The organism is Dyella sp. AtDHG13 (assembly GCF_003201105.1).
Taxonomy (GTDB): Bacteria; Pseudomonadota; Gammaproteobacteria; order Xanthomonadales; family Rhodanobacteraceae; genus Dyella; species Dyella jiangningensis_B.
In genome coordinates this window covers 1-24,118 of sequence record NZ_QICJ01000004.1, presented here as the reverse complement: position 1 = coordinate 24,118, position 24,118 = coordinate 1, and the positions used below count along the sequence as shown (strand labels likewise).

Sequence of the window (24,118 nt, the reverse complement as noted above, 5' to 3'; positions counted from 1 at the left end):
GCCCTTGCCCGTGAACCATAACAGCAAGCGGGCGTGATCCCGCAACGAACGCCGGCGCGGAACGATGGACGCCGCCTCGATCCAGCGATGCCTAGGCGTCGACGCTCCGCTGTCCGCCGCGCGCCACGCGATCCAGCCACTGTGTATAGGCTTCGTCGTCGGCAGCGTGCCGGCGCACATCGTCCAGCGCATCGTTCATGCCGAAGCAATGCCAGGCGAGAGGCGCCAGTCGCGCCAGCATCGGCTGCTCGTCCTTGATGCTCTTGAGCAGAGCCAACGTGCGTTCGCGGAATTCTTCCAGCACCGGCGATGCGTAACGCGCCGCATTCGACAACGCCGCCAGGTAGGCCATGCGGGGCACCGCCCACGATGGCCACTGCAGGGCCATGCGCAACCACCACTCGAGCATGTTGCGTTCGCCCCACAGGTTTTCCTTGGGCACCAGCCCATGGGACACCAGCGACAGCATCAGGCTCTGGGACAGGCCGGTGAGATAGACGTCCATCGCCTCCGGCGTGGGGCGCGTGTATCCGTCGTCCCAAGGCGTGTCGCGCGTGCCGCCGATCGCGGCCAGCAGGCGTTGCTCCAGCGCGAGCACGCCCTGCGCCAGTTCGGCGACGGGCACGTCGACCCGCTCGCGGGCGATCCAGTCGTTCTTCTCCGCGGACCACGCGCTGCAAGCGATGCGCCAGCGGCCGTCGCTGTCGTCGATGGTGCCGCACACCACGATATCGCCATGCGACTTGAACGCGGCGATGGTTTCGTCCTCATCCTCCGATGCGCCGAACAACACCGGCCCGCCGCCGCGCACCACTGGGATCACCGCCTGGCCTTCGGCATCGGTCCAGCCATGCACGGATTCGGCGAAGTACAGCGGCAAGGCGCGGCTCAGGCGACCGATGGCGTTCTCGCGCTCCTGCTGCGCGACTTCGCCACCGGTCAGCTTCTTGGCGAGGCACAGGAACAGCACCTTCTTCGCATCCTGGGGCTTGGGCCTGAACAACCATTGCGGATCGCGCAGGCCGTAAGTCCAGATCGGCCCGCTGTAGGGCACGCCGGCGACGTCCATGGCCTGCTCGACGATGGGCGTGGGCTTCGCCTCCTGCGTGCGCAGCTGCTGGAACTGCGCCGCATAGCGATCCAGGTGCTGCTTGAACGGAGGCAGGTTCAGCGCGTAGAGCCGGGACAGCAGGGCCTCGCCCTCTTCCACCCTGCCCAGCTGCAGATAGGCCTGCACCACATTCATGGCGGCGCGCGGATCGTGCCGCTGCAGATCCAGCGCGGGCGCGATCAGTTCGATCATCAGCGGCACCTGGCCGTGGTTGCCAAGGTCGCCCGACACCATCATCAAGGCATCGCCATCGAGTGTTTCGCTCGCCAGCCACTGTTCGTACAACGCGCGCGCGTCGTCCACTTCGCCGCGTTCGAGATGCCGCCGCGCCAGCCACAGCTGCGCGCGCCAGCTGCCGAGCAGTGCCGCCACGCGTTGCAATGCGGCCGCATAGGCTTCGTCGCCACCGCGCTCCTTGTGCATGGCGGCCCACCACATCAGGCCGTTGTCGAGGTTGGGCTCGCGCTCGATCGCCGTCCACAGGGTGGCTTCGGCCCTCTCGTGTTCGCCGCGTGCGGCATGCACTTTCGCGAGGTTGGTGAGCAAGGTGCCGGTGTCGCCGACCTTCTGCATGGTCTCGCGCAACACGGCTTCCGCATCGTCGAGATGGCCGAGCTTGAGCAGCACGATGGCGCGCACGGTGCCGCTGCGTTCGGGGATGGGATCGATCGTCAGCAGGCGCGCGGATGCCGGCTTGACCTCTTCCACCATGCCGTCGTTGATGCCATTGACGATCAACGAGTACAGCGCATCCGGCTGGTCCCAGCTGGACTGGAGCTGGGGCAGGAACAACCGGTCGCGCCAGTCCGCCCGCGTGATGCGCATCTCGCGGCCGTAGGCGTCGTAGACGGTGATGAGTTCCTGCTCGTCCGGCGCGGACGCGGTTGCCGTGGCCTGGTCGGCATTCTTGCCCGACAGGCGGTCCATGATGCGCTTGAACATCCGTGTTTCCTTGCGTGGATTCAGGCGCGCAGTATGCCGGCCCGCCCCGGAACCGTGCATGACATGCGCGGCGGCGCACCCGCCGATCCGTGGCGGGCGCGCCGTTCCCTTCAGGCCACGGAAGCTGCTGGCGAGGCCAGGCCATCCAGCGCAGCCAGCACGTCGTCGGACAGCGCAAGCGTCGCGGCCTGCAGGTTCTCGCGCAGGTGCGCGAGCGAGGACGTACCGGGAATCAACAGGATGTTCGGCGCGCGATGCAGCAGCCACGCCAGCGCGACCTGCATCGGCGTCGCCCCCAGCGAAGTGGCGATGTCCGACAGCGCCGACGACTGGATCGGCGTGAAGCCACCCAGCGGAAAGAACGGCACATAGGCGATGCCCTGCGAGGCCAGCGCATCGACGAGGGCGTCGTCCGCGCGATGCACCAGGTTGTAGTGGTTCTGCACGCAGACGATCTCGGTGATGCGCTGCGCCTCGGCCACCTGCGCCGTCGTGACGTTGCTCAGGCCCACGTGGCGCACGAGCCCACGGCGCTTAAGCTCCGCCAGCGCTTCCACCTGGCGGGCGATGGAGCCCTCCTTCGGCGCGTGCACGTCGCCCATGATGCGGATATTCACCACGTCCAGCACGTCCAGGCCGAGGTTCCTCAGGTTGTCGTGCACGCCGCGTTCCAGCTCCGCCGGCTCCTGCGCCGGCAGCCAGGAGGCGTCGTCGCCACGGATGGCGCCCACCTTGGTGACGATGACCAGACCATCGCGATACGGATGCAGCGCTTCGCGGATCAGCCGGTTGGTGACGTGCGGGCCGTAGAAATCGCTGGTGTCGATGTGGTTGACGCCGGCATCGACCGCCTCGCGCAGCACGGCGAGCGCGGCCTGATGATCCTTCGGCGGGCCGAACACGCCCGGTCCGGCCAGCTGCATGGCGCCGTAGCCCATGCGGTTCACGGCGTGGCCGGCGAAGGGGGAGGTCTGGTGGGAATGCGTCATGGCGAAGGTCCTCGATGGGGTGGCATCACTATGCGCGCGGTCCGCCTGTTGGAGAATCCATGCCAATGCGCACAGGCTGTGCAAAACTTTGCACAATGGCCATGGAATTCAACGATCTTGCCGCCTTCCTCGCCGTCGCCCGGGCCGGCGGCTTCCGCGATGCCGCGCGCGCCAGCGGCGTGTCCGCCTCCGGACTCAGTGTGGCGGTGCGCAGGCTGGAAGCCGCACTCGGCGTTCGCCTGCTCAACCGCACCACCCGCAGCGTGGCGCCCACCGAGGCCGGCCAACGCCTGATCGAGCGCCTGACGCCGGTGCTGTCGGAAATGGAAGCGGCGCTGGACGTGCTCAACGTGTTCCGCGACAAGCCCACGGGCACGCTGAAGCTCAACGTGCCGGCCGGCGTGGCGCGCGTGGTGCTGCCGGCCATCCTCGCCGACTTCCTCGCGTTGTATCCGGACATCGTGGTCGACGTGATGGTTGAGGACAGCTTTGTCGACGTGCTCTCCGCCGGCTGCGATGCCGGCATCCGCTACGACGAGCGGCTGGAGCAGGACATGGTGGCCATTCCCATCGGTCCGCGCGTGCAGCGCTTCGCCACCGCCGCCACGCCTGCGTACCTCGATGCGCACGGCCGGCCGGCACATCCACGCGACCTGCTGCAACACGCCTGCCTGCGCGGCCAGTTCGCCAGCGGCGCCATGCCGGTGTGGGAATTCGAACGCGATGGCGAGATCGTGCGCATCGAACCGTCCGGCCCGCTGCGCACCCGTCCCGGCGCAGCGCTCGATCTGCTCATCCACGGCGCACTCGCGGGCCTCGGTGTAGCGCACATGTACGAAGACCTGCTGCGCGCCCACATCGACGGCGGCGCGCTCGAAGCCATCCTGGAACCGTGGTGGCAAAACTTCAGCGGCCCTTTCCTCTACTACCCCGGCCGACAGAACCTGCCGACGCCACTGCGCGCCTTCGTGGATTTCATCAAGGCACGCAATGCATCAGGCAAGCCTTGAATTCATGCGGTGCGGCGCGTCTCGGGCAACATGCGCGGCGAGGACGACGTGAACAGGCCGTTCGCTTCCGCCACGGTGAGCATGTGCTCGCCCATCAGCTCGAAGCGTCCCTGCGCGAGTGCTTCTTCCGCGATGCGCGCCAGATGCGCAAGCACGGCCTGCATGGTGCCGCAGCCGAGGCTGATGCGGCGTACGCCCAATTCGCGCAGCGTGTTCGCATCCGGCGCGCCTGGATAACCCACATATACGTTGAGCGGCACCGGCAGCGCCGTGGCGAAGCGGGCGATTTCGGTGGAGTCGGCCAATCCGGGAACGAAGATGCCATCCGCGCCCGCTTCAACGAAGGACCTCGCGCGATCCAGTGCCTCCTTGAAACGCGCCTCGCCGGAAAGGCCGGGCGTGATGTACGCGTCGGTGCGCGCGTTGATGAACAAGGGCACGCCGTGGTGCTCCGCCACCGCGCGAATGCTGGCGATGCGGTCGCGCAGAATGCGCGCGTCGGCCAGACGGCCGGTAGCGGGATCCTTGCCATCCTCGATGTTGATGCCCACGGCGCCGAGCTGGATCAGCGCACCGACCAGCTCGCCGGTCTCGTCGGCGTCACGGCCGTAGCCGCGTTCCACGTCGACGCTCACTGGGACCGAGACCGCATCGATGATGCGGCGGCTGGCGGTGAGCAGGTCGTCCAGTCCCAGTTGCTCGCCATCCGGGTAGCCCAGCGCCCAGGCCATGGCGGCGCTGCTGGTGGCGATAGCGGGCGCGCCGGCCTTTTCGATGACCCGGGCGCTGGCCGCGTCCCAGGCATTGGGCAAAATCAGCGGCGCGCTGCCGGCATGCAGCCGATGGAACGCCTGCGCGCGGGCCGTGTGCTGTTCGTTGCTCATGACGGTGATCCGTGAAGGCGCCCGCACTCCGGGCAGCGTCATGGGACCATCCGCGCCTCTTTGGCGCTGTCAGAATCTTTAGCTATCCCTTCCTCGGCACAGGTTCCGGGCCAGGCGCCTTGTTATGCTCGGCCCATATCCCGCCCGAGCCTTGCCGGCCACGCGTCCATGTCGACCATCACCAGCCACGTCCTGCTGTCGACGGAAACCCTCACGCTGCGCGACGTGCATTGCAGTGGCACCTGCCGTCACCGCAGCGCGGAGGAATGCGCCCGCTCCACGCAGCTGGTGTTTCCCTATCGCGGGCTCTATCTGCGTCACGTGGCGTCTGACCAGTCGGTGGCCGACGCCAACCACGTGCTGTTCTTCAACCGCGAGCAGGGTTATCAGGTGAGCCATCCGCTCGACGGCGGCGACGCCTGCCTGTCGATGAACCTGGCCGAACCCTTGCTGGCCGAACTCGCGCCGAAGGCGCTCGTCCACGCCGAAGACGGCCTGACCTTCCGCGCGCAATCGCAGCGCATCGATGCCCGCGCGCAGGCGCTGGTCGCGCTGCTGCGGCACAGCCTGCACAACGGCAGCATCGAAGCGCTGGAAGCCGAGGCGCTGGCGCTCACCCTGGTGTGCCGCAGCCTGGGGCCGCGCACTTCGCGCACGCCCAGTTCCACCCACGCGCGGCGACGCCTGGCCGACCGGGTGAAGATGCTGCTCGCCAGCGACCTTTCACGCCGCTGGACACTCGCCGACATCGGCGAGGAAGTCGGCAGTTCGCCGGTCTATCTCACCCAGGTGTTCAAGCAGGTGGAAGGCGTGCCGCTTTATCGCTACCAATTGCAGTTGCGGCTGGCGCGCGCGCTCGACCTGCTGGGCCGGATGGATGATCTTTCCGCGCTGGCCGCCGAGCTGGGCTTCTCCAGCCACAGCCATTTCACTCACGCGTTCCGGCAGGCGTATGGCCGCTCGCCCGCCGAATTCCGGCGCTCGTCGCGCGGCGAAGCGCCGGCTACCTGATCCGCCCGCCCGCGCGCTCCACCCGCCGCACGCCCACGGCGCAGCCACACACCGAGCCGGCCGCCAATGCCACCAGCAACATCATCCACACCAGGGGATCGAGCAGCATCAGGCCCAGTTTCCATTCGGCGGAATACGCCATGGACAGCGCCGTCGCCAGCGCAAAGAGCACACCGCCGCCGCGCGCCCAGGCCTTGAGTGCGCGCACGTCACCGGCGTGATGCCTGGAGCCGCTGATGGGGCGGGAATCGATATTGAACACGGGAGTCTGCACAAGCCGGAAAACGAGGTGCACAGCTTAAAAAGCCGCTCCCGGCCATCAACATAAGACGACTCCGAGTTTGCGCGGCGATCCGTCCCGGCTTGCGATGCCGCGCGCCGGCGAAACGACTAAAGAATTCGACAGCGCCTTCCCGCACACCCGTGGTCTTCTGAATGCACCCACGATCGGGTGACCACTGGAGAAAACCATGAGCGAGAAAACCTGCGCCGCCTGCGATTACCCGCTGGACGGAAACGCCATCAAAGTCACCATCGGCCAGCGCGTGGTGGAGGTGTGCTGCGAGGAGTGCGCGCAGCAGCTGCGCGAAGCGCAGTCCAAGGCAGCCGGCTGAAACCAGGGCGCGCCCGCGTGACGGGCGCGCCTTTTCCCCTGAGCGACGCCACTGTCATACTCGCCCGGTGCCGGGCCGGCACGCGCGGAGCACCGATACGTGGACGAGACCGCGAAACGCCATCGAACCATTCTGGCGGCACTGCTCGCCGGCGTCGGCCTTGTTTCATCCATGGCTGTGCTCGCCGCCCCCGACGACACCAGCCAACGCGAGATCGCCGCGCTGCTTTCCTTCATTGCCCATAGCCCCTGCACCTTCGTGCGCAACGGCACCGACTACGGCGGCGCGCAGGCCGAAAGTCATCTCGAAGACAAGCTGCACTACCTGCAGCAGCACGGCAAGATACATTCAGCGGAGGACTTCATCCGCCTCGCCGCCACCGAAAGCAGCCTCAGCGGCAAGCCGTATCTCGTGCGCTGCCAGGGCAAGGAACAACCGTCCGCCAGCTGGCTCACCGACGAACTGCAGCGCCTGCGAAAAGCCGGCCCCTAGACGACGACGCCTTCCGCCTCCACTTCTCAACCCGCAGGAAGAACCACGATGACCCGTTGGATCACCGCCGTGCTTGCTCCTCTGCTGTGCCTCGCCGTGTTGCCTGCCCATGCGCAGGACGACGCCACCGGCGTCGTGGCCGATCCCTGCGCCACGGAGAAAACGCCGGATCAGGTGCCGGAGGGCCAATGGACCTCGTACATACTCGCGCGTGATTTCGGCAAGCTGTGCCAGTACCGCGCGCAGAACGCCGCGCTGGCCAAGTCGGGCCAGGCGCCGCGCGTCGTCTTCATGGGCGACTCCATCACGGAATTCTGGGGCAAGCAGGATCCGAACTTCTTCACCCACGGCTATGTCGACCGCGGCATCAGCGGGCAGACCACCTCGCAGATGCTGCTGCGCTTTCGCCAGGACGTGATCGACCTGCATCCGCAGGCCGTGCATATCCTCGCCGGCACCAACGACGTCGCCGGCAACACCGGCCCGGTCACGCTGGAACAGGTCGAGGGCAATATCGCATCGATGGCGGAGCTCGCCCATGCGCAGGGCATTCGCATCATCCTCGGCTCGATTCCGCCGGCCGCGCGCTTTCCCTGGCGGCCCGGCGTGCAGCCGGTCGACACGATCCGCACCCTCAATGCATGGATCAAGGCGTATGCCGCGCGCCACGGCCACACCTACGTGGACTACTACGGCGCACTGGCCGACGCGCAGGGCGGCATGAAACCCGGCCTGGCGGATGACGGCGTGCATCCGACCAAGCGCGGCTATGCCGTGATGGAGCCACTGACCCGCGCGGCCGTGCAGGCCATCGCGCCATCGAAGTAAACCCGCGCGCGCCCGCTACGGCAGGCGCAGGCGATCCTGGCCCAGGCGATGCCGGAAACGGCGGCTGACGCGCAGCGCGGTGCCGTCCCGCAGCGTGACCAGCGCGTCGCGCGTGGGCAGCAGGCGAAGGCAGTGCACGCGATCGAGCGCAACGATGGTGGAGCGGTGAATCCGTGCGAAGCACAGTGGGTCGAGCCGCCGCTCGATGCCATCCATGCTCTCGTGGATCATGTGGCTGCGTGTTCCCACATGCAGCGTCACGTAATCGCCGCTGGCCTGTATCCAGTCGATCTCGTTCACGCTGACCCAAAGGGTTCGCCCGCCTTGCTTCACCGACACACGCGTTTCCCACGAAGCGCGAGGCGGCGCCACGACGTTGCCTGAGGCACGGAGCACCTGATGCGCGCGGCGCTCCTCCACGCGCTGGCGTACCGCGTGCACGGCATGGTCGAAACGGGTGTCGTCGATGGGCTTCATCACATAATCCACCGCATGCACGCCGAAGGCGCGCAGCGCATAGCCACCGTGCGGGGCAAGGCAAATGACCAGCGGCGGCTCGGCGCCATCGAAGCCGGTCAGCAGGCCGAAACTGTCCATACCCGGCATCTGGATATCGAGAAAGACCACATCGGGACGCAGCGCCTCGATCATTCGCCGTCCCGCCTCGCCCGAGGCTGCCTCGCCCACCACGCGCATATCCGGGGCGCGATGCAGGCGCGTGCGCACGCCGTGGCGCGCCTGCGGCTCATTGTCGACGATCAAGGCGCGGATCATGCAGGTGCTCCATGACGAACGGATTTGGAATCTCGATCAAGGCCAACCTTTTCCCGTGGCGATTTGGCCGTCCATACGATGCTGGCGTCACGGCCTATCGCTCCACGTCTTCCGTGCCGCACGACGGGCAAGAACGGTCCGCTTGTCGAAAACCGCTTTTCCATCGCGCCATCGCCTTCTAGTGTCTGGCCGCATCGATCCGTTCGACGGCCACCAAGAGATGCCATGAACAGCCTTCCCGCCACACCCAAGAGCCCACTCGTTCGCGCCACCCTGGTGGCCGGCACACTCGACCTGATCTCGGCCCTGAGCTACGCGGCGCTGGCAAGCAAGAACCCGCTCGCGATACCCGTGGGCATCGCTTCGGGCATCTGGCCGGGCGCGGTGAAAGCCGGTGCGCCCGCGCTCGTGGTCGGCGTGCTGCTGCATTTCCTGATCATGCTGGCGATGGTTGCCGCGTTTCTCGCCGTGGCGCGCCGGGTTCCGTGGCTTACCGCCAGGCCCATAGCCTCCGGCCTGCTCTATGGCCTGTTGCTGTGGGCAGTGATGAACCTGATCGTGCTGCCGCTGCGCTGGCCGGCGCTGTTTCCGCATTTCACCGCGCTGTCGTTCGGCGAGCAGATCTTCAGCCACACCGTGCTGGTCGGCCTGCCGATCGCATGGATGGCGAGCCGCGCCATGCGCCAGCCCGCGAGCTAGCGCTGGCTGGTCAGCAGGCGCACACCGAGCAAGGCAAAGCCCGCCGCAAAACCGCGCCGCATCCAGGCCAGCACGGCGGGCCGCGACAGCACATGCACACGCATGCGCGCCGCGAAGCAACCGTAGAGCACGAACACCACCCAGGTCATCGCCATGAACACCGCGCTGAGCCCGAACATGTGCGCGATGGGCGACGGATCATCGGCCGGCACGAACTGCGGAAGAAACGCCAGGAAGAACACCGGCAACTTGGGATTGAGCAGGTTGACCAGCACGGCGGAGGCGATGATCTTCGCCGCGCTCCGCTCCTTGTCCGCGCCGTTCGCCTGCAGCATGCGCGTGTCCCTCAGCGCCTGCCACGCCATGTACAGCAGGTAGGCGCCGCCAGCGATCTTGAGCACTTCGAAGGCCAGCGCGCTGGCGCGGAACACCGTCGCCAGCCCGAGCACGGCGGCAAGCATGTGCGGCACGATGCCGACCGTGCAGCCCAGCGCGGCGACCAGCCCGCCGCGCACGCCGTGCGTGAGGCCGCTTGAAATGGTGTAGATCGCGCCCGTGCCGGGCGAGGCCACCACCAGCAGCGCGGTGATCAGAAAGGCAAGGCTCATGGGGTTGACGCCTCCGTCGACGTATCGGCCGCCGCGGGCGCAACGCCCTGCGGCTGCAGCTGCGCGGGATCATAGTAGAAACGTTCGTGGAGGATCTTGCCGTCGTTCCATTGCTGCACGGCCATTTCGTCCAGCGACACGTGGGCGGCATCGTTCGAAAACTCGAAGCGCCACTGGATGGCGACGCGATCGCCATCGACCATCACCTGCAACGCGCGTCCATCCACCGCAGTGAAGGCATTGAGCACCCGCTGCTCGTTCTCGATCAGCACATCGAGCCCGTTGCGCGACGTCTGCCGGTTTTCCCAGACCACGGCGGCCGGGTGGTAGTAGCGCTGCAGCGCTTCGATAAAGCGCCCGTTCTCCACCAGGGAAACAAAGGTATCGACCACATGACGCTCAGGCATGCGTGGCTCCGGCAGGAAAGCACGGGGATGGGGAAGATGAGCGCAGCCTAGGTTGGCGCCAGGGCCCGGTCACTGGGCGGCGGCGACAGATCGATGGGCAATGCCGCCGCCCATTCGCGGATACCGTGTGCGATCCCGCCAATCTTGACGCCTCGCCCGCCACCCGCGCCGCCGGAAAATCGTGGCGATGATCGCGCATGACCTTGATAACGCTAGCGAATGCGCGCCACCACTGGCTGCATAAAGCCAACTCCGCCAGGCCAAGTGGCGCTTGACGCACAGGGCAAAATCGCCACGCTTGGCGTATCGCCGTGATCGAAGGGAACGAACGTGCGCGTCGCCATACTCGCCTACGACGGATGCATGGGCGCCGAAGTCCTTGGGCTGTCGGACGTGCTGCTGGTCGCCAACCGCATCAGCCTGCTGCGCGCACCGGAGGCGCCGGTGCCGTTCGCGGTGTCGATCATCGGCACGCGGGCCGGGCAGGTGCGGCTGGCCGGCGGCGCGCAACTGAGCGTGGCGGCGCCGGTGCCGTTCGACTTGCTGGTGGTGCCCGCGTTCGACTTCAACAGCGCCGAGGACATCGGCACCGCGCTCGCCGGCCTGGATGAGGAAAAGCGGCTGATCCGCCACGCGGCCGAACAGCGCAAGATCGCCTCCATCTGCGGCGGCAGCCTGCTGCTCGCCGAGGCCGGCGTGCTGGATGGACGCCAGGCGACGACCGCGTGGGCGCTGGCCGGGGAAATGGCGCGGCGCTATCCGCGCGTGGAGGTGATCCCCGATGCGCTGCTGATCCGCGATGGGGAAATCGTCACCTGCGGCGCATTCACCGCCTATGGCGATCTCGCGCTGCAGCTGATCCGCGATTGTGCCGGCACCAGCCTGGCGCGCGCCGTGGGGCGCTTCAGCCTGATCGATCACAGCCGGCGCAGCCAGGCTGCATACCTTGACCATCGCTTCAGCCACAAGCGCAAGGAATCGTTCGCGCGCGCGGTAAGCGCGTGGTTCGAGCAACGCCTGGCGCAGCGTTACCGGCTGGACGCGCTGGCTGATGCGTTCAACCTTTCCAGCCGCACGCTGCTCAGGAAATTCCACGCCGAAACCGGTCGCTCGCCGCTCGACCTGCTGCACGACCTGCGCGTGGAGAAGGCCAAGCTGCTGCTGGAAAACACCACGCTGAGCGTGGCGCAGATCGCCGGTGAAGTGGGCTATCTCGACGTGGCGACGTTCTCGCGGTTGTTCACGCGGCGCACGCAGCTCACGCCCGCCGCCTTTCGCAAACGCTTCCACAGCGCCGACATCACGGTGTTCTGACAACACGCCGAAGGTTGGCGAATGCGCCCATCATTCTGGCCGTGGCGCCCGCTGCCGTGGATGAAAGCGATTGCTAACGTCCCCCCTGACTTGGACACCACGAGCAGGACCCATGGACAGCATGAGCTTGCATGCGTCATCGAACGCATCGACGCCACGCGCGGATAAACCTGTCCGCATATCCACCAGCCAACGCCTGCTGCGCTCAGGCATGCGCGTGCTGGGAGCGATTCACCCGCCATCCGCCGCCGCCGTGATGAAACGGCTGTGGTTTTCCGCGCCGCGCCTGCGGCCCCGTGCGTCGGAACAAGCGGTGCTGGAGAGCGCCACGCGGCTGTCGTTCGACGTGCACGGGCGCCGCGTGGCCGCGTGGGCCTGGGATAACCAAGGCCCGGCCATCCTGCTGCTGCATGGCTGGGGCGGTTACGCGGGCCATTGGCAGGCGTTCGTGGAGCCGCTGCACGCGGCCGGTTTCCGCGTGGTGGCATTCGACGCGCCGGCGCATGGCGCATCCGACGCCAGCCGGCACGGCGGCCGACAGGTGACCTTCTTCGAGTTTGCCGATGCGCTGGCCACGGTGGCGGCGGCCGAAACGTCGGTGGCCGGCATCGTCGCGCACTCCGGTGGCTGCACCGCGCTGTCGCTGGCCTTGCGCGCGGGATGGCAGGCGCCGGCGAATATCGTCTTCATCGCGCCGTTCGCCCAGCCCTTCGCCGCCGTGGACGGCTTCGCCCGCGCCATCGGCGCGAACGAGCGCGTCGTTGCGGCCTTCAGTACCGACGTGCAGCGCTGGCTCGGGCATCCCTGGTCGTATCTGGACATCGCCACGCTGGAAGACACGCACAAGTGGCGGCGCCTGCTGGTGATCCATGACGAGGACGACCGCGACGTGCCGCTGTCGCAGGCGCGTGCGGTGGCCGCATCGTGGCCGGCGTCTCAGCTAATGGTGACGCGCGGACTGGGCCACCGGCGCCTGCTGCGCGAGCCGTTGGTGATCGGGAAGACGCTGGAGTTTCTAGGCGCAGCCGCGAGCGATGCACCTCATGGCGGTAACGCCTATCTTCCCCGCGATTCACGCGCCGCGCTGGATGCGGCGTACGAGGGCTATCTCACCTGCGCATCGGGCGGCAGGCATCGCTAGACGATGCCGCCATCCAGGCTCAACGCGACAGCAAGCGAAGCGCCGCGCCCTTGTGCGCGGCGACGTGATCGGTCTTGTCGCTCTTGATCTCGTACTGCGGATCGTCGTCCGTCGCGTGGTGGGTGTGGCCCTTGTAGTCGAAGTCATGGGTGTGTACCGCGGTGATCGTGCCGCTCACCCGGCCCGCCTCGGAATTCCAGCTGACGTGGTCGCCTACCTTGAACGCTCTGGCCATCGCATGACTCCTGCAGCCGTTTATGTCGCCCGCGTTACCCGCACCGGCACCGACTTGTAGGACGGCGTGCCGCTGACCTTGTCGTGGTAGTCCAGCGGCACCAGGCAGTTGCCCTCGGGGTAGTAGGTCGCCACAGCGCCACGGGCGATCTCGTAGGCCACCGCGATGACCTTGTCGAGGCGACGTTCCCTGCCCTGTCCGAACGCCGTTTCCACGCGCACCGCATCGCCTTCGCGGATGCCCAGCTCGGCAAGGTCGTCCTTGTTCATGAATACCACGTCGCGGCGGCCGAACACGCCGCGATAGCGGTCGTCGTAACCGTAGATGGTGGTGTTGTACTGGTCGTGGCTGCGGATGGTGGTGAGCTTGAGCACGCCTTCGCCGGCAACGACGGGATCTTCCTCCACGCCACGGAACAGCAGGAACTGCGCCTTGCCGGAAGGCGTCTTCCACACGCGCTCGGTCGGCGGCAGCGGCAGGCGGAAACCGCCGGGCACGCGGATGCGTTCGTTGTAGTTGCCGAAATCCGGAAAGACGGCGGCGATGGCATCGCGGATGCGGTCGTAATCGGCGATCAGTTCCATCCACGGCACGCGCGTATGCGGCAAGGTCGCCTTGGCGAGGCCGGCGACAATCGCCGGCTCCGAACGCAGCGCTTCGGACGCGGGCGTGAGCTTGCCGCGCGAGGCATGCACCATGGACATCGAATCTTCCACCGTCACCGATTGCGGGCCGCTGGCCTGCATGTCGCGCTCGGTGCGCCCCAGGCAGGGCAGCAGGAAGGTGTGCTTGCCGGTCAGCAGGTGCGAGCGGTTGAGCTTGGTCGCCACGTGCACCTGCAATTCCAGGCGACGCATGGCGGGCAGGCAGGCCTCCGGATCGGGCAGGGCCACGGCGAGATTGCCGCCCAGGCAGAGCAACGCTTTCGAACGGCCATCGATGATCGCCTGCATCGCCGCCACGGCATCATGGCCGTGCTTCGCCGGCGGGCGGAAGCCGAATGCCTGCTCGATGCGGTCCAGCTGCGCGGCGGCCGGCTTCTCGGTGATGCCGACGGTGCGGTCGCCCTGCACGTTCGAATGCCCGCGCAACGGACAGATGCCCGCGCCCGGCTTGCCGAAATTGCCGCGCAGCAGCAGCAGGTTGGCCACCTGCTGCACGTTCTGCGTGCCGGTGCGGTGCTGGGTCATGCCCATGCCGTAGGTGATGATGGTGGCGTTGGATTGCGCATAGGCTGCCGCCACGTCGCGCAGATCGCTTTCGGCAAGGCCCGACGCCGCCTCGATATCCGCCCATGCGGTGGCGCGCAGGTCGCCGGCCAGCGCGTCGAAACCCTGGGTGTGTTCGCGGATGAAGGCGTGATCGAGCACGGTGGAATCCGGCCCGGCCGCGGCGTCCATCTCCAGCAACGCCTTCATGATGCCCTTGAGCGCCGCCGCGTCGCCGCCGATCTTCACCTGCAGGTAGGTCGAGGCGATCGGCGTGGAGCCTAACGTGGCCATCTCCAGCGCATCCTGCGGATCGGCGAAGCGTTCCAGCGCGCGTTCCTTCAGCGGATTGAACACGATGATGGGTGCACCGCGCCGGGCTACCTCATGCAGCGTGCCCATCATGCGCGGGTGGTTGGTGCCGGGGTTGTGGCCCATCGCGATGATGAGTTCGCAGTGGTCGAAATCGTCCAGCGACACCGTGCCCTTGCCGATGCCGATGGCCGGCGGCAGGCCCACGCTGGTGGCTTCGTGGCACATGTTGGAGCAGTCGGGGAAGTTGTTGGTGCCGAACTCGCGCGCGAACAGCTGATAGAGGAACGCCGCCTCGTTGGACGCGCGGCCCGAGGTGTAGAACTCCACTGTGTCAGGGTCATCCATGCCGCGCAGGATCTCGCCGATGCGCGCAAAGGCCTCGTCCCAGCCGATGGCTTCGTAGATGTCCTTGTCAGCGTTGTAGACCATGGGGTGCGTCAGGCGCCCTTCGTCCTCCAGCTCGTAGTCGCTCCAGCGCCACAGCGAACTCACCGTGTTCGCGCTGAAGAAGGTCGGCGGCACGCGCTTGTGCGTGGCTTCCCAGGTGACGGCTTTCGCGCCGTTCTCGCAGAACTGGAAGGTGGACGTGTGCTTCTTGTCCGGCCACGCGCAACCCGGGCAATCGAAGCCATCGGGCTTGTTGGTGCGCAGCAGCGTGACGGTCGCCTCGGCGGCATCCATCTGCTCACGCACCGCACGCGCCGTGGCGCGCAGCGCGCCCCATCCGCCCGCGGGCTTGTCGTAGGTGCGGATGCCGGGAATGTCTTGGTCAGCCATGAAGCGAAGTCCTGCAGCCTGATCTGGGTCACGTAGGCGGTCTTTATACACAAACCGGGTGGCCGCATGGCTGGGGTGAGGGAGCTTATGATGTCGGGACGGATATGATTCAGCGAACTCGCGCATCGCCAGCGTGCCACATGCCCACCTAGCCCCTCACCGTCATCCCGGCGCAGGCCGGGATCCAGTAGCGATGACGGTAGGTTGTCGCGATAGGCACCATCTTTTGTGAGGCGTTCCGCGAAAACCCAACACTAAAGTCACTGGATTCCGGCCTGCGCCGGAATGACGGTGAGGGGAATGTTCCTCACAGCAACCGTGAAGAACCGCTACACGCTCAAATCATTCTCCACATCATCCACATAACGCGAAAACGCCAGCGCGACGCTGCCGCCGCTCGACACCGTCGCCGTCACGGTCAGCTTGAACTCCGCCGGCGCCGATGCGCGGAAAACACCCGCCTGCCCCGGCACCGGACTGAAATCGGCGCCATCGATCTCCACCCCACACGGCGTGGAGTCGATCACATCCCATGCGGCCAGATCGTCGTCTCCCGGCGGTGGTGGCATGGGTACCGCGACTTTCAGCTTGCCCTTGAGCATGGCCTTGTCCTCGCGACGCGATCAGCTGCCCAGTTCCTGGAAGGCGTGCCCGTTGGCCTCCAGCCCCTGCAGGATGGCCGGCGGCAGCTCGTTGGCCCACACGTGGCCTTCGAGCTGCCATTGGCTGGCGTCGGCCAGGTCGGGCAGGCCGGCGCCCTTTCTCACGTAGAGACCGAGCGTCGGCTTCTTGGGGTTGATGTAGAGATCGAACTCGTCCACGCGGAGCCCTCCTCTTCGACAGGCAAGGTTCTACTTGCTGGGCGACAGCATCACCGCGGCTTCGGCCGTCAGCTGCAGGAAGGTGAAGGACACCTGCAGGTACAGCTGCACCGTGCTTTCGTTGTGGCTGAGGTAACCGATGGAGATGTCCTGCCCCAGATGCAGCTCGAAATCCCCGCCGCGCGTGCTCAGTACCACGCCGCCGCTGATGGCTGGCGCCCAGATGATGTCGCCGTCCACCAGGTTGCGCATGTCGCGCGCCACCGGATAGCCGTGCTGGGTCGCCGCGCTCACCGCCGTGTACGACTGCTCGCCCAGCAGCAGCGTGTACGGCCCGTTGACGCCCATCTCGCGCAGCTGGCTCACCGCCTGCGCCACCACGGCGGGATAGCCGGTGGCTTCCTTCGGCAAGGCGATGGCCGGGTTGCTGCTGCCCTTGCGGATGCCTTCGATATGCGCCTGCTCGTAGCCTTCGAGCACCGCGCGATCCTCGGCGAAGGCGATCTTGCGCGCGGCGTCCTTGAGCGGCTGCAGGTCGGGATCGTTTGCGCCGCGCTCCACCGAATCCAGCGACTTGCGCGAGAGCTCAAACGGCACGCGCAACTCCACCACCGGCTTCACCTCGCGCAGATGCGCTTCGATGCCGTTGTCCGGCGACTTGATCTTTTCCTGATGGCCCGTGCCCACGCAGGAGAACTCCGTGCCCTTGGGCCCGATCACGTCCACCACGCGGCGCGCGGCCAGATGGCGCTTCAAGGTGCGTGCCGCTTCCTGCTCGATCTGCTCCCACGCCCCGGTGGAAATGGGCGCAAGCTTCCGGTGAAGATTATTCATGTGCGGGTTCTCCTTTGAGCGAACCGATACCGAGCGAACCGTCCGGCGAAGGCGCGGGCGCGCTCGCATGGGATGCGTCCTCGATCGCCGCGACCGGCGCGGGCGCGCCTTGCGGATCCACGTCGTCGAGGAAGCTGGCGGTAGGTACGAAGAACAGCGACCCCGTCACCGCCTTGCTGAAATCCAGCAGTCGGTCGTAATTGCCGGGCGGGTTGCCGACGAACATGTTGTTGAGCATCTTTTCGGTGCGCGCCGGCGAGCGCGCATAGCCGATGAAGTAGGTGCCGAACTCGCCCTTGGACACGTCACCGAACGGCATGTTGTCGCGGACGATCTGCAACTGCTCGCCGTTCTCCTCGATATTGGTGAGCACGTTGTGCGCGTAGCTCGCCTTGGCGTCCTCGGCCTGCTCGATGTCCGACAGCTTGTGCCGCCCGATGATGCGCTCCTGCTGCTCCACCGGCAGCTTGTTCCACGCCGCCAGGTCGTGCAGGTATTTCTGCACGATCACGTAGCTGCCGCCGATGAAATCGGGGTCCTCCTCACCGATGAGCACGGCATCCAGCGCGGCCTGGCCGGAGGGGTTTTCGGTGCCGTCGACGAAGCCCAGCAAGTCGCGTTCATCGAAGTACTTGAAGCCATGCACTTCGTCGGCGGAGGTCACGCCATCGCCAAGGCGCGACATGATCTGCGACGCCAGCTCGAAGCACAGGTCCATATGCGTGGCACGGATATGGAACAGCAGGTCGCCCGGCGTCGACGGCGCGTGGTGTTCGCCCTTGATCTCGATGAAGGGATGCAGATCGGCGGGGCGCGGCTGCCCGAACAGGCGATCCCACGCCTCCGAGCCGAAACCCATGGTGCACGACAGGCGCCGCGTGGGGTGACGGAAGCCGATGCCGCGCAGCAGCGAGGACATGTCCGCGCAGAGCTGGCGCACCGCCACGTCGGTCTGCGGCTGCGGCGACAGCGTCACCACGAGAAAGATGGCCGATTGCGTGAGTTTCTCCGCAACCGGCTGCGAAACGATGGAAGGCACAATCCACTCCTTTAGGCCCTGGCCCGCTGATGCGCGGCCGTCCTGCCATGAAGCACCCAAGCGCGCCGACAATCAACCCCCGGCGGCGCCGTGCCGCGAGATGGAACCGTCACCGGCGAGCGGAGGATTGTCGCGGCGCGCTCGTCAACAAGCTGTCACACTAAGCGGCCGCGGCCGGCCTTTGGGCGAATGACATCCGCGCGCCGTCAGGCACGCATGCTCAACCCCACGCGTCGATACCCAGCAGCAACTTCTTCGCCAGGCGCGGCTGGCGCAGTTGCTCCAGCCACCAGTCCAGCGCGCGGCCGTGATGATCGCCGCGCCAGCCCACGAACAGCCGGTTCGGGTCGCGCGGCGCCGCCATGCGTTTCTCCACCAGTTCGCCGCGCTTGAGCAGCGACTGCACGCGCTGGCGGGGCAGCCAGCCCACGCCCAGGCCTTCGCGCTGGGCCAGGATCTTGGCGCGCATGCTGGGTACGGCCAGCGTGGTCTGGCCGCCAAGGATGCCGAAGCTACGGCTGTCCAGGCTGCGCGCGGTGTCGGCCACCACCACCGTGCGATACGGCAGCAGTTGCTCCTGCTCCAGCGGTTCGGCCGCCTTGGCCAGCGGGTGGCGCGGCGACACCGCGAACACCCACTCCATCACGCCCAGCTCTTCCCAGCGCAGGTTGGGGATCACCGGCGGCGCATTGGTGGCGCCGACCACCAGGTCCGCGCGGCCGTCGCGCAGCGCTTCCCAGGTGCCGTTGAGCACCTCGTGAGTGATCCGCAGCAGCACGCCGGATTTCAGCGTGTCGAAGGCACGGATCACCGGCACCAGCGTGTCGAACTCCAGCAGTTCGTCGGTGACGATCCACAGCCGGTCCTCCCAGCCGCCGGCCACCTGCTTGACGCGACGGGTGAGCCGCGACACGTCCTGCGCCAGGCGCGCGGATTCCTGCGCCAGCAAACGCCCTGCCGGGGTGAGCTGCAGGCGATAGCGGCGCCGGTCGAACAGCAGGGCGTCGAAGCGCGCCTCCAGCTGCCGCGCTGCGTGCGAAACGGTAGAGGGCGCCTTGCCCAGCAGGGCGGCCGCGCGGGTCAGGCTGCCGCTGCTGTGGATGGCCTGCAGCAAGGCCAGTTCGTCGTCCGATAACATGTTCGATACCTTCGAACGTCTGGGCCAAACGCATCGTACGGCAAAGCCCGGGATGGCGCGCAGCATGGCAACCGTTCCCACCAACTCGGAGTCACCACCATGAAACGTTTCGCAGACAAGACCGTACTCGTCACCGGCGGCAGCAGCGGCATTGGCCTGGCCGCCGCCAGGGCCTACGCCGCCGAAGGCGCCCGCGTGGTCATCACCGGCCGCGACGGGGCGGCACTGGCCCAAGCGGCCGAGAGCATCGGCCCGCAGGCCGTGGCGCTGACCAACGACGCCGGCTCGCTGCCGGCCGCCAAGGCGCTGGCCGATGAACTCGCCCATCGCGGCCTGCGCCTGGACGCCGTGTTCATCAACGCCGGCGTCGCCAAATTCGCTTCGCTGGAAAACGCGGACGTCGCGCTGTGGGACCAGATTTTCGACACCAACGTGAAGGGCCCGTACTTCCAGCTGCAGGCCCTGCTGCCCTTGCTCAACCCGGGCGCGGCCATCGTCATTAACGGCTCGATCAACGCGCACATCGGCATGCCGGATACCTCGATCTACGCCGCCAGCAAGGCCGCCCTGGTGAGCCTGGCGCGCACGCTGTCCGCCGAACTGCTGCCGCGCGGCGTGCGCGTTAACGTGGTGAGCCCCGGCCCCGTGAGCACGCCGCTCTACAACAAGCTTGGCGTGGATGCCGCGGCGCTGGATGCGGTGGCCGCGCAGATCCAGGCACAGGTGCCGCTGGGCCGCTTCGGCACGCCGGAAGAAATCGCCGCCACGGTATTGCACCTCACCGCGCGCGAGTCCGCCTTTATCGTCGGCACCGAAGTGATCGCCGACGGCGGCATGAGCCAGCTGTAAGCCTTGCCGGCGCGTGGCGTGCTTCGTGGCCCGCCACGCGCCACGTGAACCCAAGGATCAACCTGCCCCCACCATCACGCCACACGTAGCCCGGATGCAGCGCAGCGAAATCCGGGATCCCTCAACATCATCGGCTCAACTCGCAAATCCAGTTCACTTCCCAATGCTGCCCGCCATCGGGCGAGAACGACTGCTCCATCCGCGCCGCATGGGGTGAGATGTTCAGCCACATCCAGCGCACCAGCACCGAGCGCCCCTTCCAGGTCTGGTGGTTGTAGAACTCGCCGCGGTTGCCGTGAAACTCGCCGATGACGGGCGCATCGAGCTCGCCCTTGTCCAGGTCCAACCCATAGATGCTCCATTGATGCGTGTCCGGGTTGTACATGCGCAGCGTCTGCGCGCGCATGTGCAGCTTCCCGTCCGTGCTGGTCACGTCGAACTGCTCGAAATTGGCGTTGGTGTCGATCAGCTTGTGATGATTGGAAATGCCGTCGTACACGACCCAATCGTGGGAGTTGTTCAGCCGATCCGGCAGACGGCGGACGTGCGCCTTCCAGTTGCCGATAAGGAAATCGAAGTCGTGGGAGCCATCGCGCGGCGGTGTAGCGAAGACGGCGGTCGGGTTTGCCGGGGAATCATCCGCCGCCATCGCGGATAGCGAAACCGCACTCACGACCACGACAAACGCGACCTTCAAGGCTTGCCATGTCATGCGATACATGCTGACCTCCCAGGAGTTCGTAGCCCGGATGAAGCCAACGGCGGAATCCGGGATGGCCGTGCGAAAGCGCTGCCGGTTCAGATATGGGAACATGTGGCACGGAGTGAACCCGGATTCCGCCGATGGCTTCATCCGGGCTACGTGTCGCGCATGGTTTGCGTGGGGTGTGCGCTTCGCAATGGCCGCTTTGCCGCGAAAGTCGCCTTCCGCCCCGACCACCGACATGCTCAGGCGGCGTGCAGCTCGCTCGGCGCGACGCCGAAGTAGGCGTCGGTAACGGTGCGCACGTCGCCCATCATGCGGATCTTGCCGTGCTCCAGCCAGATCACGCGGTTGCACGTGTTGAGGATGAGCTCGCGGGAATGCGAAGCCAGCACCAGGATGTGCGTGGCCTCCACCATGCTGGACAGGCGAGCTTCCGCGCGATGCCGGAACCCTTCGTCGCCCACCGAGAGCCACTCGTCCATCAGCAGGATTTCCGGCCGAAGGATGGTGGACACGGCAAAGACCAGGCGCATGTGCATGCCGGTGGAATACGTGCGCACCGGCATGTCGATGAAGTCGCCAAGCTCGGAGAACTCGATGATCTCGTCGATGTGTCCCTTCATCTTCGCCCGCGTCATGCCAAGCAGCGCGCCGCGCGTATAGATGTTCTCGCGGCCGGTGGCCTCGTGATCGATGCCCAGCGAGATATCGATGAGCGAACCGACCTTGCCCTCGATGCGGGCGCGTCCGGCCGAAGGCTCGTACACGCCGCTGAGCACGCGCAGCAGGGTGCTCTTGCCCGCGCCGTTGTGGCCGAGCAAACCCACGCGATCGCCCTTGCGCAGGGTGAAGGTCAGGTTTTCCAGTGCGCGCACCACCACGCGGCCGCGCTCGTCGGCGCCGATCTGCCCACCCGTCGCCACGCGCAGCAGGTTTTTCTTCAGCGAACGGCCGGTCGCGTTGTAGATCGCGAAATCGACGGTCGCGTTTTCAAATTCGATGATCGCCATGTCAGTTCAACCCCTGCAGGAAGGCGAGAGACGGTCCACGTCTCTTCCCGTTACAACCAGTAAGCGATGCGCCGCTTGTAGCGGCCGTAGATAAACAGCGCCAGCGCCCAGCCGACCACCGCCAGCGCCGCGGAAACGCCCCAGTTCATGGCGCTGGGCCATTGGCCGAGCAGCGGCGCGCGCACGATTTCAAGCAGGTGATAGGCCGGGTTGAAATCCAGCAGATACACCGACACGTTGGCCGGCAAGCTACGCGGCAGCCACATGATGGGCGTGAGGTAGAAGGCCACCTGCAGCACGCTGCCGACGATCTGCGACAGGTCGCGAAAGCGCGCGCACGCCGGGGTCTGCGTACCCGGCCAGTCGGAGAACGCATCCCAATGGTTCTCGGACGGGTTGTAGATGAGCACGGGAGGCAACGGATGCGCAGTCGGTTTGTCTTTGAGATAGACATTGAAGAACGGGATCATCACATCACGACGGAACGTGGTGGCTGTATCGCCGTTCCATTCGAGGGGCCCTAAATTCCGCGCAACGCCGTTGATTTGACTGTGGTACCACGGGCCCATAACGAGGTGGTTGTTGTCAGCGTGACCCGCTGCCTTGAGGGCTGCCCAGCTATGCACAGCGCCGTACATGTCTTCTTGATCCCAAAGCCCCTGGAGCCACATCGTGGGAACGTTGGACGGTTGCTGAGCAACTTTCTTGTCCAGGGCCTGAAGCTGCCAAAAGGCGTCATAGGCGGGATGTGCCGACATGCGATTCCACCAGGCCAGCTGCTTAAGACCATGCGCTTCTGCATAAGCACCCGCGGAGCCAGCATCGAGGAAGATCTGATAGTCGTCAACGCCATCGCGAGGAACGTCGTCACCTTCTCCCTTTACGCTGGTCTGCTTGGTGATGTAGTCGAGTTGGAACTGGCGAAATGCGCCGTAGTGGAACCAATCATCGCCCAGCCACCCATCGATCATGGGACTTTCAGGTGCTGCGACCTTAAGCGCTGGATGCGGTCCGAGCAGGGCCATCGTGACGGTCCAACCGTCATAGGAGGAGCCAATCATGCCAACCTTGTGGTTGCTCTCCGCGACGTTCTTGACGAGCCAATCGACGGTGTCATAGGCGTCGGTTGTATCGTCTGTTTTCGTTGGATTGAGTGGGCCGATGGACGGCCGCGACATGACATAGTCGCCCTCCGAACCATACTTACCGCGAATATCCTGCATGACGATGATGTAACCATCGTCGACCCACTCACGATCTGCTTCGAACACAGCATCCCGCATGTGCGGCTTGTCTGCCACCAGGCCGGATGCGTTGTACGGAGTACGCTCAAGCAAGATGGGCTGATCATGGGCCCCGTGATGAATCAGAATGACCGTATGGAGCTTTATCCCATCCCGCATCGGGATCATGACTTCGCGCTTGTCGTAGTCTTTCGGGCTTGCCGGCGCATTCCACTTGATGGGTATGTCGCTGCCATGTTGGACCATGTCGGGTGAAACCTTCCCTTCCTGCGCGCCAGCACTGAACGTTGCTGAAGTGGCAAGTAGCGCTGCCATTATTTTTGTTCTCATGTAGTTCCCCTTGAAGCAGCACCTAGAAAACACATTTGTCGCGCACAGAGAGGTCACTAATTTGAAGAAGAAAAAGCTCTTCGAAGTGAAGTTACAAAGAACGTGCTTGCATACCTTTCTCTAGTTTCTCTAACTAGGCATCGCTTTCATCCGGAAAGCCTTTAGCGGCAAGGAGAACTTCTGCCCTGAATCCACGTTCATCCAAGCCAGGTACGACGGTGATCGTGGCGCCATGGGCTCTGGCAATCCGCCTCGTCAATGAAAGACCTATACCGCTCCCGCACTCGCTTATTCACGTCCTGCGGAAGAACCGCTCAAATAACTTGTTGACTTCGGAAGCTGCAACGCCCTGGCCATCGTCCCGCACTGATAAAACGACTTCATGGCTGATCTGAGTGCAGCTGATGTAGATATTGCTGGCCCAACCGCTGTATCTGACAGCGCTATCGATGCGGTTGGATGCGAGCATGAGTGTGCGCCTTCGTGTTTCGGTTCCATTGGGGTCAAACACCGCCAATTGGGTCGCTACAGAAATTAATGGCCCGGGGTCCCTTTGACCTGCCCCCGGGCTTAGGGCCAAAACCTATTTCGTAGAGTCCAAGGTTGCGAGCTTATCGCTCGGTGATGGGTTGGCAAGGGTTCCTTGATCGCGAAGTGTGGCCGCAAACGCGGAAGGCGTGCGATTGCCGAGCGAGCTGTGCGGACGCACTTCGTTGTAGTCGCGTCGCCACGCCGTAATCGTTGCCTTGGCGTGTTCGAGCGAGACGAACCAGTTTTCGTTGAGGCAC

27 protein-coding genes and 1 pseudogene are annotated in these 24,118 nt (G+C 65.8%); 9 read left to right on the top strand and 19 right to left on the bottom strand.

Annotated features, from left to right (window positions below):
* Positions 1–91 precede the first annotated feature (91 nt).
* A complete protein-coding gene (locus BDW41_RS08505; protein WP_074551856.1) occupies positions 92–2,053 on the bottom strand; it encodes a tetratricopeptide repeat protein in 1,962 nt (653 codons plus the stop codon).
* A 110-nt stretch (positions 2,054–2,163) separates the two neighbouring features.
* On the bottom strand, positions 2,164–3,042 hold the full coding sequence (locus tag BDW41_RS08500) for an aldo/keto reductase family oxidoreductase (RefSeq protein ID WP_074551857.1): 879 nt from the start codon (positions 3,040–3,042) through the stop codon (positions 2,164–2,166).
* Positions 3,043–3,137: 95 nt separating this feature from the next.
* Here BDW41_RS08500 and BDW41_RS08495 point away from each other — a divergent pair, with 95 nt between their 5' ends.
* The gene (locus BDW41_RS08495; protein ID WP_199535308.1) at positions 3,138–4,052 is read left to right on the top strand and encodes a LysR family transcriptional regulator; all 915 of its coding nucleotides are present in this window, start codon (positions 3,138–3,140) and stop codon (positions 4,050–4,052) included.
* A gap of 2 nt (positions 4,053–4,054) precedes the next feature.
* Here the strand turns inward: BDW41_RS08495 and BDW41_RS08490 are convergent, their stop codons facing one another.
* A complete protein-coding gene (locus tag BDW41_RS08490; protein WP_074551858.1) occupies positions 4,055–4,936 on the bottom strand; it encodes an isocitrate lyase/phosphoenolpyruvate mutase family protein in 882 nt (293 codons plus the stop codon).
* A 168-nt stretch (positions 4,937–5,104) separates the two neighbouring features.
* Between BDW41_RS08490 and BDW41_RS08485 the strand changes: the two genes are divergently transcribed.
* Entirely contained in the window at positions 5,105–5,947 is an 843-nt protein-coding gene (locus BDW41_RS08485) for an AraC family transcriptional regulator (RefSeq protein WP_074551859.1), read from the top strand.
* Here BDW41_RS08485 and BDW41_RS08480 read toward each other — a convergent pair.
* Positions 5,940–6,209 (bottom strand): hypothetical protein, encoded by a 270-nt coding sequence (locus BDW41_RS08480; RefSeq protein WP_074551860.1) that lies wholly within the window; start codon positions 6,207–6,209, stop codon positions 5,940–5,942. The two genes, BDW41_RS08485 and BDW41_RS08480, sit on opposite strands and share 8 nt — an antisense overlap.
* A gap of 208 nt (positions 6,210–6,417) precedes the next feature.
* Between BDW41_RS08480 and BDW41_RS23510 the strand changes: the two genes are divergently transcribed.
* The 3 genes from BDW41_RS23510 to BDW41_RS08470 all read left to right on the top strand — a co-directional run bounded on the left by BDW41_RS23510 (position 6,418) and on the right by BDW41_RS08470 (position 7,881).
* Positions 6,418–6,561 carry a hypothetical protein gene (locus BDW41_RS23510; RefSeq protein WP_199535307.1) on the top strand — a complete coding sequence of 48 codons (144 nt, stop codon included), beginning with the start codon at positions 6,418–6,420 and terminating at the stop codon, positions 6,559–6,561.
* 99 nt (positions 6,562–6,660) lie between these two features.
* The gene (locus BDW41_RS08475; RefSeq protein ID WP_074551861.1) at positions 6,661–7,053 is read left to right on the top strand and encodes a DUF5329 domain-containing protein; all 393 of its coding nucleotides are present in this window, start codon (positions 6,661–6,663) and stop codon (positions 7,051–7,053) included.
* Positions 7,054–7,101: 48 nt separating this feature from the next.
* A complete protein-coding gene (locus BDW41_RS08470) occupies positions 7,102–7,881 on the top strand; it encodes an SGNH/GDSL hydrolase family protein (RefSeq protein ID WP_074551862.1) in 780 nt (259 codons plus the stop codon).
* 15 nt (positions 7,882–7,896) lie between these two features.
* Here BDW41_RS08470 and BDW41_RS08465 read toward each other — a convergent pair whose 3' ends face one another.
* Positions 7,897–8,655 (bottom strand): LytTR family DNA-binding domain-containing protein, encoded by a 759-nt coding sequence (locus tag BDW41_RS08465; RefSeq protein ID WP_074551863.1) that lies wholly within the window; start codon positions 8,653–8,655, stop codon positions 7,897–7,899.
* A 225-nt stretch (positions 8,656–8,880) separates the two neighbouring features.
* Between BDW41_RS08465 and BDW41_RS08460 the strand changes: the two genes are divergently transcribed.
* Positions 8,881–9,354 (top strand): hypothetical protein, encoded by a 474-nt coding sequence (locus tag BDW41_RS08460; RefSeq protein WP_074551864.1) that lies wholly within the window; start codon positions 8,881–8,883, stop codon positions 9,352–9,354.
* On the opposite strand, the gene BDW41_RS08455 is transcribed toward BDW41_RS08460, so the two are convergent.
* Both BDW41_RS08455 and BDW41_RS08450 read right to left on the bottom strand, forming a co-directional pair.
* Positions 9,351–9,962, bottom strand: a complete 612-nt coding sequence (locus tag BDW41_RS08455) for a LysE family translocator (RefSeq protein ID WP_074551865.1) — start codon at positions 9,960–9,962, stop codon at positions 9,351–9,353. The two genes, BDW41_RS08460 and BDW41_RS08455, sit on opposite strands and share 4 nt — an antisense overlap.
* A complete protein-coding gene (locus BDW41_RS08450) occupies positions 9,959–10,369 on the bottom strand; it encodes a nuclear transport factor 2 family protein (RefSeq protein WP_074551866.1) in 411 nt (136 codons plus the stop codon). Before BDW41_RS08450 ends, BDW41_RS08455 begins: the two co-directional genes overlap by 4 nt.
* A 330-nt stretch (positions 10,370–10,699) precedes the next feature.
* Here BDW41_RS08450 and BDW41_RS08445 point away from each other — a divergent pair, with 330 nt between their 5' ends.
* Together BDW41_RS08445 and BDW41_RS08440 are read left to right on the top strand one after the other, a co-directional pair.
* Entirely contained in the window at positions 10,700–11,683 is a 984-nt protein-coding gene (locus BDW41_RS08445) for a helix-turn-helix domain-containing protein (protein ID WP_074551867.1), read from the top strand.
* 112 nt (positions 11,684–11,795) lie between these two features.
* Entirely contained in the window at positions 11,796–12,824 is a 1,029-nt protein-coding gene (locus BDW41_RS08440; RefSeq protein WP_074551868.1) for an alpha/beta fold hydrolase, read from the top strand.
* Between the two features lie 19 nt (positions 12,825–12,843).
* On the opposite strand, the gene BDW41_RS08435 is transcribed toward BDW41_RS08440, so the two are convergent.
* The 7 genes from BDW41_RS08435 to BDW41_RS08405 form a co-directional block, all read right to left on the bottom strand.
* Positions 12,844–13,059 (bottom strand): DUF2945 domain-containing protein, encoded by a 216-nt coding sequence (locus BDW41_RS08435; RefSeq protein WP_074551869.1) that lies wholly within the window; start codon positions 13,057–13,059, stop codon positions 12,844–12,846.
* A 20-nt stretch (positions 13,060–13,079) separates the two neighbouring features.
* Positions 13,080–15,359: an FdhF/YdeP family oxidoreductase gene (locus BDW41_RS08430; protein ID WP_074551870.1), complete on the bottom strand. Its 2,280-nt coding sequence runs from the start codon at positions 15,357–15,359 to the stop codon at positions 13,080–13,082.
* Between the two features lie 329 nt (positions 15,360–15,688).
* Positions 15,689–15,961 carry a hypothetical protein gene (locus BDW41_RS08425; protein ID WP_074551871.1) on the bottom strand — a complete coding sequence of 91 codons (273 nt, stop codon included), beginning with the start codon at positions 15,959–15,961 and terminating at the stop codon, positions 15,689–15,691.
* A 21-nt stretch (positions 15,962–15,982) separates the two neighbouring features.
* Entirely contained in the window at positions 15,983–16,180 is a 198-nt protein-coding gene (locus BDW41_RS08420; RefSeq protein WP_074551872.1) for a hypothetical protein, read from the bottom strand.
* A 30-nt stretch (positions 16,181–16,210) separates the two neighbouring features.
* Positions 16,211–17,014 carry a family 1 encapsulin nanocompartment shell protein gene (locus BDW41_RS08415; protein WP_074551873.1) on the bottom strand — a complete coding sequence of 268 codons (804 nt, stop codon included), beginning with the start codon at positions 17,012–17,014 and terminating at the stop codon, positions 16,211–16,213.
* On the bottom strand, positions 17,007–18,053 hold the full coding sequence (locus tag BDW41_RS08410; RefSeq protein ID WP_074551874.1) for a Dyp-type peroxidase: 1,047 nt from the start codon (positions 18,051–18,053) through the stop codon (positions 17,007–17,009). The genes BDW41_RS08415 and BDW41_RS08410 overlap by 8 nt, the downstream gene beginning before the upstream one ends.
* 220 nt (positions 18,054–18,273) lie before the next feature.
* Complete coding sequence (locus BDW41_RS08405; protein ID WP_074551875.1) at positions 18,274–19,191, bottom strand: LysR family transcriptional regulator; 918 nt, start codon at positions 19,189–19,191, stop codon at positions 18,274–18,276.
* A 99-nt stretch (positions 19,192–19,290) separates the two neighbouring features.
* Between BDW41_RS08405 and BDW41_RS08400 the strand changes: the two genes are divergently transcribed.
* Complete coding sequence (locus BDW41_RS08400) at positions 19,291–20,040, top strand: SDR family oxidoreductase (protein WP_074551876.1); 750 nt, start codon at positions 19,291–19,293, stop codon at positions 20,038–20,040.
* Between the two features lie 127 nt (positions 20,041–20,167).
* Here the strand turns inward: BDW41_RS08400 and BDW41_RS08395 are convergent, their stop codons facing one another.
* From BDW41_RS08395 to BDW41_RS08375, 5 genes and pseudogenes are all read right to left on the bottom strand, one after another.
* Positions 20,168–20,986 (bottom strand): hypothetical protein, encoded by an 819-nt coding sequence (locus BDW41_RS08395; RefSeq protein WP_146217330.1) that lies wholly within the window; start codon positions 20,984–20,986, stop codon positions 20,168–20,170.
* Positions 20,987–20,988: 2 nt separating this feature from the next.
* A complete protein-coding gene (locus tag BDW41_RS08390; protein ID WP_074551877.1) occupies positions 20,989–21,756 on the bottom strand; it encodes an ABC transporter ATP-binding protein in 768 nt (255 codons plus the stop codon).
* Positions 21,757–22,112: 356 nt separating this feature from the next.
* Positions 22,113–23,330: pseudogene (locus BDW41_RS08385) on the bottom strand (CocE/NonD family hydrolase); the annotation flags it as partial.
* Between the two features lie 292 nt (positions 23,331–23,622).
* Positions 23,623–23,799, bottom strand: coding sequence for a sensor histidine kinase (locus BDW41_RS08380; protein ID WP_110301562.1), 177 nt, complete (start codon positions 23,797–23,799; stop codon positions 23,623–23,625).
* A 114-nt stretch (positions 23,800–23,913) separates the two neighbouring features.
* A partial coding sequence (locus BDW41_RS08375; RefSeq protein ID WP_146217329.1) for an integrase core domain-containing protein occupies positions 23,914–24,118 on the bottom strand: 205 nt, incomplete at its 5' end.

Excerpts from the sequence above, each read along its gene's own strand:
- BDW41_RS08405 (WP_074551875.1), bottom strand. The coding sequence starts at position 19,191 with ATGTTATCGGACGACGAACTGGCCTTGCTGCAGGCCATCCACAGCAGC.
- BDW41_RS08465 (WP_074551863.1), bottom strand. The coding sequence starts at position 8,655 with ATGATCCGCGCCTTGATCGTCGACAATGAGCCGCAGGCGCGCCACGGC.
- BDW41_RS08380 (WP_110301562.1), bottom strand. The coding sequence starts at position 23,799 with ATGCTCGCATCCAACCGCATCGATAGCGCTGTCAGATACAGCGGTTGG.
- BDW41_RS08470 (WP_074551862.1), top strand. The coding sequence starts at position 7,102 with ATGACCCGTTGGATCACCGCCGTGCTTGCTCCTCTGCTGTGCCTCGCC.
- BDW41_RS08395 (WP_146217330.1), bottom strand. The coding sequence starts at position 20,986 with ATGTCGGTGGTCGGGGCGGAAGGCGACTTTCGCGGCAAAGCGGCCATT.
- BDW41_RS08435 (WP_074551869.1), bottom strand. The coding sequence starts at position 13,059 with ATGGCCAGAGCGTTCAAGGTAGGCGACCACGTCAGCTGGAATTCCGAG.
- BDW41_RS08400 (WP_074551876.1), top strand. The coding sequence starts at position 19,291 with ATGAAACGTTTCGCAGACAAGACCGTACTCGTCACCGGCGGCAGCAGC.
- BDW41_RS08485 (WP_074551859.1), top strand. The coding sequence starts at position 5,105 with ATGTCGACCATCACCAGCCACGTCCTGCTGTCGACGGAAACCCTCACG.
- BDW41_RS08440 (WP_074551868.1), top strand. The coding sequence starts at position 11,796 with ATGGACAGCATGAGCTTGCATGCGTCATCGAACGCATCGACGCCACGC.
- BDW41_RS08490 (WP_074551858.1), bottom strand. The coding sequence starts at position 4,936 with ATGAGCAACGAACAGCACACGGCCCGCGCGCAGGCGTTCCATCGGCTG.
- BDW41_RS08505 (WP_074551856.1), bottom strand. The coding sequence starts at position 2,053 with ATGTTCAAGCGCATCATGGACCGCCTGTCGGGCAAGAATGCCGACCAG.
- BDW41_RS08425 (WP_074551871.1), bottom strand. The coding sequence starts at position 15,961 with ATGCTCAAGGGCAAGCTGAAAGTCGCGGTACCCATGCCACCACCGCCG.
- BDW41_RS23510 (WP_199535307.1), top strand. The coding sequence starts at position 6,418 with ATGAGCGAGAAAACCTGCGCCGCCTGCGATTACCCGCTGGACGGAAAC.
- BDW41_RS08460 (WP_074551864.1), top strand. The coding sequence starts at position 8,881 with ATGAACAGCCTTCCCGCCACACCCAAGAGCCCACTCGTTCGCGCCACC.
- BDW41_RS08495 (WP_199535308.1), top strand. The coding sequence starts at position 3,138 with ATGGCCATGGAATTCAACGATCTTGCCGCCTTCCTCGCCGTCGCCCGG.
- BDW41_RS08450 (WP_074551866.1), bottom strand. The coding sequence starts at position 10,369 with ATGCCTGAGCGTCATGTGGTCGATACCTTTGTTTCCCTGGTGGAGAAC.
- BDW41_RS08500 (WP_074551857.1), bottom strand. The coding sequence starts at position 3,042 with ATGACGCATTCCCACCAGACCTCCCCCTTCGCCGGCCACGCCGTGAAC.
- BDW41_RS08415 (WP_074551873.1), bottom strand. The coding sequence starts at position 17,014 with ATGAATAATCTTCACCGGAAGCTTGCGCCCATTTCCACCGGGGCGTGG.
- BDW41_RS08390 (WP_074551877.1), bottom strand. The coding sequence starts at position 21,756 with ATGGCGATCATCGAATTTGAAAACGCGACCGTCGATTTCGCGATCTAC.
- BDW41_RS08430 (WP_074551870.1), bottom strand. The coding sequence starts at position 15,359 with ATGGCTGACCAAGACATTCCCGGCATCCGCACCTACGACAAGCCCGCG.
- BDW41_RS08455 (WP_074551865.1), bottom strand. The coding sequence starts at position 9,962 with ATGAGCCTTGCCTTTCTGATCACCGCGCTGCTGGTGGTGGCCTCGCCC.